The sequence below is a fragment of the Brunnivagina elsteri CCALA 953 genome (genome assembly GCF_002289455.1).
In the GTDB taxonomy this organism is placed as follows: domain Bacteria; phylum Cyanobacteriota; class Cyanobacteriia; order Cyanobacteriales; family Nostocaceae; genus Brunnivagina; species Brunnivagina elsteri.
In genome coordinates this window covers 1-4,984 of sequence record NZ_NTFS01000448.1, presented here as the reverse complement: position 1 = coordinate 4,984, position 4,984 = coordinate 1, and the positions used below count along the sequence as shown (strand labels likewise).

The 4,984-nt window shown below is 40.9% G+C and carries 4 protein-coding genes and 1 tRNA gene; 2 read left to right on the top strand and 3 right to left on the bottom strand.

Features of this window, described 5'->3' with window-relative positions:
• Nucleotides 1-69: 69 nt before the first annotated feature.
• Both CK510_RS26120 and CK510_RS26115 read right to left on the bottom strand, forming a co-directional pair.
• On the bottom strand, nt 70-1,344 hold the full coding sequence (locus CK510_RS26120; RefSeq protein WP_095724448.1) for a DHH family phosphoesterase: 1,275 nt from the start codon (nt 1,342-1,344) through the stop codon (nt 70-72).
• 608 nt (nt 1,345-1,952) lie between these two features.
• Complete coding sequence (locus tag CK510_RS26115) at nt 1,953-2,450, bottom strand: HNH endonuclease (protein ID WP_095724447.1); 498 nt, start codon at nt 2,448-2,450, stop codon at nt 1,953-1,955.
• Nucleotides 2,451-3,157: 707 nt separating this feature from the next.
• On the opposite strand from CK510_RS26115, the gene alr reads away from it, so the two are divergent.
• Both alr and CK510_RS26105 read left to right on the top strand, forming a co-directional pair.
• Nucleotides 3,158-4,345, top strand: coding sequence for an alanine racemase (gene alr, locus CK510_RS26110; protein WP_095724446.1), 1,188 nt, complete (start codon nt 3,158-3,160; stop codon nt 4,343-4,345).
• Between the two features lie 75 nt (nt 4,346-4,420).
• Nucleotides 4,421-4,502, top strand: a tRNA-Leu gene (locus CK510_RS26105).
• 32 nt (nt 4,503-4,534) lie between these two features.
• Here CK510_RS26105 and CK510_RS31245 read toward each other — a convergent pair.
• Nucleotides 4,535-4,747 (bottom strand): hypothetical protein, encoded by a 213-nt coding sequence (locus CK510_RS31245; protein WP_211293310.1) that lies wholly within the window; start codon nt 4,745-4,747, stop codon nt 4,535-4,537.
• Between the last annotated feature and the right edge of the window lie 237 nt (nt 4,748-4,984).

Here is a 4,984-nt window from a genome sequence, read left to right as displayed (position 1 = left end):
GGTCAGGGGTAAGGGGCAAAAAAGAAGAATTGTTTCTTTACAAATTCCCAATTCCCAATTCCCAATCCCCTATCCTTGATGTATTGGGTTATCTTTTGGGTTTACCAATCGTAATAACTTTTGCTTAATTTGGGCATCGAAGACTTCCCATTTCATTTTTGCGTAGTTGGAATTTTCATTTCCACCAGATAAAAATCCCATTGGAATCTCAAAACCACCTGCGCTGGTTCTTCCTCCACCAAAAAAGCGTCCACTACTATCCTGCCCAAAGGCTTCTTTGATAAACTCATCGGGATCGAGGGTTAGTTTGGTTGTTCGCAAAGAACCAATAACTATTTCGAGTTCTTCGTCTTCGTCGTGAACTATGCCATAAACTACGGCAGTATGGACATTTTCCTCGGTGACGATAAAATCTGCCGCTTGGGGAATGGCATCGCGATCGTCGTAGCGTAAGTACCCAACTCCAGCGATGGAAAAGTTATTTTGAATGATGCGATTTTTGAGCGATCGCTCGATCACGTCCATCACTCTTTTGGAACGATTAGCTTGCAGTACCGCATTCAGTAGTTGAACATCGCAAAAGCGACTCAAATACCCAGCTGCGATAAAATCTTCTTCCTGCGCTTGCATCAAACGATCGGTATCGGAACGCAAGCCATGCATTAAGGCGGTTGCACATTTGACGTGCTGACTAATACTATTATCCAGAGATAATAAACCTGACTGGAGATACTGAGTAAAAATGGTTGCAGTTGAGCGGACGGCAGGACGAATATCAATAAATTCTGATTTTAATTCACCTTGTAAACTGTGATGGTCGATGACAGCGATTAATGGTATTTTTGCTTGCTGTACTACTGACAATAACTGGGAAGTCGTTCCTTGATTATCAATTAATATAAAGCCTTGGTACAAAGATAAATCTTTACTTTTTAAAGTTGGTAGTGCCCAACGTTGAGCAGGTAATCCTGTCAGTTTGACTAATGCGATATTTTCCTGGTGGCTGAGGGTGCCAGCATAAACTATTTCACATTTGATATCATACTGTTGGGCGATGAGCTGGTAAGTCCAAGCCGAAGATAACGCATCTGGATCGGGAAAATCTTGTAAAACTATTAGATGACGCTCGTGTCGATGTCCCAAAAGCGTCAAACGTAGCTCTTCTGATTTTTGATAAGCCAAATAGTTATTGCGTTGCCCTAAAAACGTGTTCGTTTCTCCCGTGATTACATTCGCGGGATTTTTGACAAGGGGAACGTCAACATCTATGTCAACTTCTTCAGGAGATGAATCTTTAGTCAATGGAAAAGTCTCAAGCTGAGAAATGGGAGAGTTTAATTGCATAGGAAACTAGTTTTAGTTTAAGTGATGCTCCTTAACAACCTCGACAAAAGACTAAAACCAGAATTTCTGGCTTTAGCTACACACCATCTATGATCTTCGCAAAAATATTGGCAAATTGCACATTAATTATGCAAATTGGCTCAAGCTGGAATGGGTGAAATCACTTGTTGGTTTTCACTCTTCTTCTCACTAATAGCAGTTCCCTGTACAAAAAAACAATGAAACAGAGGCACAAAAGACTTTTTCAGCTTTTTACCCTGTAGAAAAAATTTTGTTATGTGAACATGGGTTTGAGCATCGCCGTCAATTATAACAGGATGCTCTTCTCCATATTACTGGGCTAAAAAATAAAGAAAATATAGAGCAAATGCACGCTGCCAAACACCGCATTCGCTTGTACCGATATTTTTACCGAACATTTAGAGCGACAGAAGTGACATAATTGCCAGTCGAGCCAATCTTTTGCAAAAATATTTAGACGCACAGTTGTCTACGACGATAATATGAGCTAAACTCTAAAAGTTCGTCGCTAAAATTTGTAAAGGACGGAACAGTTCCGATTGCCCCCAATTGCTTTACATTACTTAATGTCTAGCTGGAGAAAGGACTTACAGACCAATAACGTACTTTTGCCATTCATTGTGCGTTCCGGTTTTGAGATGCTTGCTAACTTCAAAGTAAAGGCTGCTGTAAGGTCTGCGAGGGGAATGACGTAGAGGCATACGAGCCTCCTGTGGTGTTCGACTGCCTTTTTTGACATTACATCGGACACAAGCCGTGACAATGTTTTCCCAAGAGTCACCACCACCACGCGATCGCGGAATCACGTGATCGAGCGTCAAATCATCTCCCATGCAACCGCAGTATTGACAACTGTGACCATCACGGTGAAGTATATTTCGGCGAGTAAGAGGTATTTCCTTGTAAGGGACGCGAACATAATGCCGCAACCGAATCACTGTGGGAAGCGGGAAGTCAGCGTAAAGGAATTTGCCATTATGTTCTACTTGTTCTGCTTTGCCCTTGATTAGTAGAACGGCGGCACGTCGCCAGCTCGTTATATTGAGCGGTTCGTAAGAGGCGTTTAGGACTAAAACCTTCCCCATTGATAAAAACTCAAGGTATTAGTTTTACATATATTAACACGAATATAACCTGAAGAGGAAGATGAGGATAATTTATACATCCTGAAAATAGTGGAAAAAAACTTATCCTAACTGAGGGTAAAGTCGAGAATCAAGCTACCTTAATTAACCTACTTTATACAAATAGTTTTTTTGCGATAGGGGACTTCCAGAGAATAAAATATTCAAATCGTATACTTACCAATAGTATCACGCGAAGGGTGGGGAGACCCTTCGGATTCGCCACTTTGACGGGACGGAAACCGACACCGCCAAGTGGACTCACCCCACCCCTGCAATTATGGAGAATTTATTTCTTTAGACATCGACCGAATTTAATTATACGTTCCCCATAACCCTTGTCGTGCCTCCGCATTGCTACGTCTCTACGTCTTTTTCGGAGATGTCTTTTGTGTTCCCTAAGGGGAGATTAATGCGGAGGCATATCCTACATCCGGGTTTAGGAAAGAGAAATAAAAGCATACAAACACTTTGTGAAATCATGAGTGGGTAAGTAATTATTGATTTTTCTCGATTTTTTGTAACATTTTGTTATGTATTCGGTTCGATTGCTCTTGTCTCAATTGCATATCGAGGATAAACTTCCAGATTATTCCGAAGAGTTTCCTTGCGGTTGAATATATAATCACCTGGAAACAAAGAGTGTGGTGTGATAGGAGCAAGTGAATATGTTGAGCCATGAGCAGCAAACAAGTATTGTATCTTACCCGCAATGCGATACCTATGCTTGGTATTCCCAGCGTGCTTGGGTTGAAATCGACTTGGCAGCGCTTTCCCATAATGTTAAACAATTGCGACAGTTATTGTCGCAAAAAACACAATTAATGGCAGTAGTCAAAGCCGATGCATATGGACATGGTGCAGTCAGCGTTGCCAAAACAGTACTGGAGTCGGGAGCCAGTTGGTTGGGAGTTGCCACAGTTCCAGAGGGTATTCAATTGCGGGAAGCTGGTATAAAACCGCCAATTTTGGTATTAGGAGCAGCCCAAACAACCGAACAAATTCATGCGATCGCTCATTGGGAACTTGAACCCACCCTATGTAGTCCTAAGCAGGCATTAGTATTTTCAGATATTCTCGAAACGATTGATGTTGATGCTACTCTACCAGTTCATGTTAAGCTGGATACTGGTATGTCACGCTTGGGAACTAACTGGCAGCAAGCAGTTGAATTTATCCAGTTAGTTGAGCGACTCCCACATTTACGCATAGCTAGTATATATTCCCACCTTGCAACTGCCGACAGTCCCGATCCGACTATCATGAATCTTCAACATCAACGCTTTGAAGATGCGATCGCACAAATTAAAGCTTTGGGAATAGAACCACCATGCTTGCACTTTGCCAACTCCGCAGGTACTTTGACTAACAAAGCTTTACATTACGATATGGTAAGAACTGGACTTGCTATTTATGGACATTATCCAGCCGAACATTTGCGTCATACGGTGAATCTCAAACCTGTCATGCAAGTAAAAGCACGAGTCACTCAAGTAAAAAATATTGCGGCTGGTACTGGTGTTAGTTATGGTTATAGGTATATAGCTCCCCATGATATTCGTCTGGCTGTAGTCGGTATTGGCTATGCAGATGGCATCCCGCGCAATTTATCGAATAAAATGCAAGTATTAATACGTGGTCAGCTTGTACCTCAAATAGGCTCGATCACAATGGACCAAATCATGCTCGATGTTAGTAACATTTCCGACATTCAAGAAGGGGAAGTTGTGACATTGCTGGGACAAGATCGAGATCGACAGATTACCGCAGACGATTGGGCAAACGAGCTAGGTACAATCTCTTGGGAAATTCTTTGCTCCTTCAAACATCGCTTACCTCGTGTAGCTGCGGACTAGAAAATTGCTGTGGGGAGACAAATTATCTTTGTCCTCTTCCCAATTGTTTTATAATTTGCTATAGTTATTTTTCATGCGGATATGGCGAAATTGGCAGACGCGCTAGATTTAGGTTCTAGTACCGTAAGGTGTGAAGGTTCAAGTCCTTTTATCCGCATTTATAAATTTTAATAATCAAGTTTTGGAAAGTCAGCTTCTCAAAGTTGGCTTTTTATTTTGGTTTGTTGAGACAATCCGATTTGAGAATGTGGTGCGATATACCTTTGGTATTAAGCTTTGCTTATTGTAGAAAATTCCCAACCCCAAGTAAGTTTTTCTAAGTGGATAATCGTCACAAAACATATATTCAATTCTAGTAAAAATATCACCAATTAGTTGCGATCGCAAAATTTGACTTTTCACAACTATTTGATACTCTAATTTTGTAGACAAAAGTAGTTTTAATCTTCTCAGGCAAGATAATAGATAAAGCGTATTGTATAAAATTTAACTTTAATAATCCGTTTTGTGGCAATACTATAAAATCTGGTAAGGAATGAGGATTTAATAACCTACAACTTTTGATTTGATTTGGAATGGTGCGTTACGCTGCGCTAACACACCCTACTTTTGAGACTTTTGCACTTTATTTAATCCGCG

Excerpts from the sequence above, each read along its gene's own strand:
- CK510_RS26120 (WP_095724448.1), bottom strand. The coding sequence starts at position 1,344 with ATGCAATTAAACTCTCCCATTTCTCAGCTTGAGACTTTTCCATTGACT.
- CK510_RS26115 (WP_095724447.1), bottom strand. The coding sequence starts at position 2,450 with ATGGGGAAGGTTTTAGTCCTAAACGCCTCTTACGAACCGCTCAATATA.
- alr (WP_095724446.1), top strand. The coding sequence starts at position 3,158 with ATGTTGAGCCATGAGCAGCAAACAAGTATTGTATCTTACCCGCAATGC.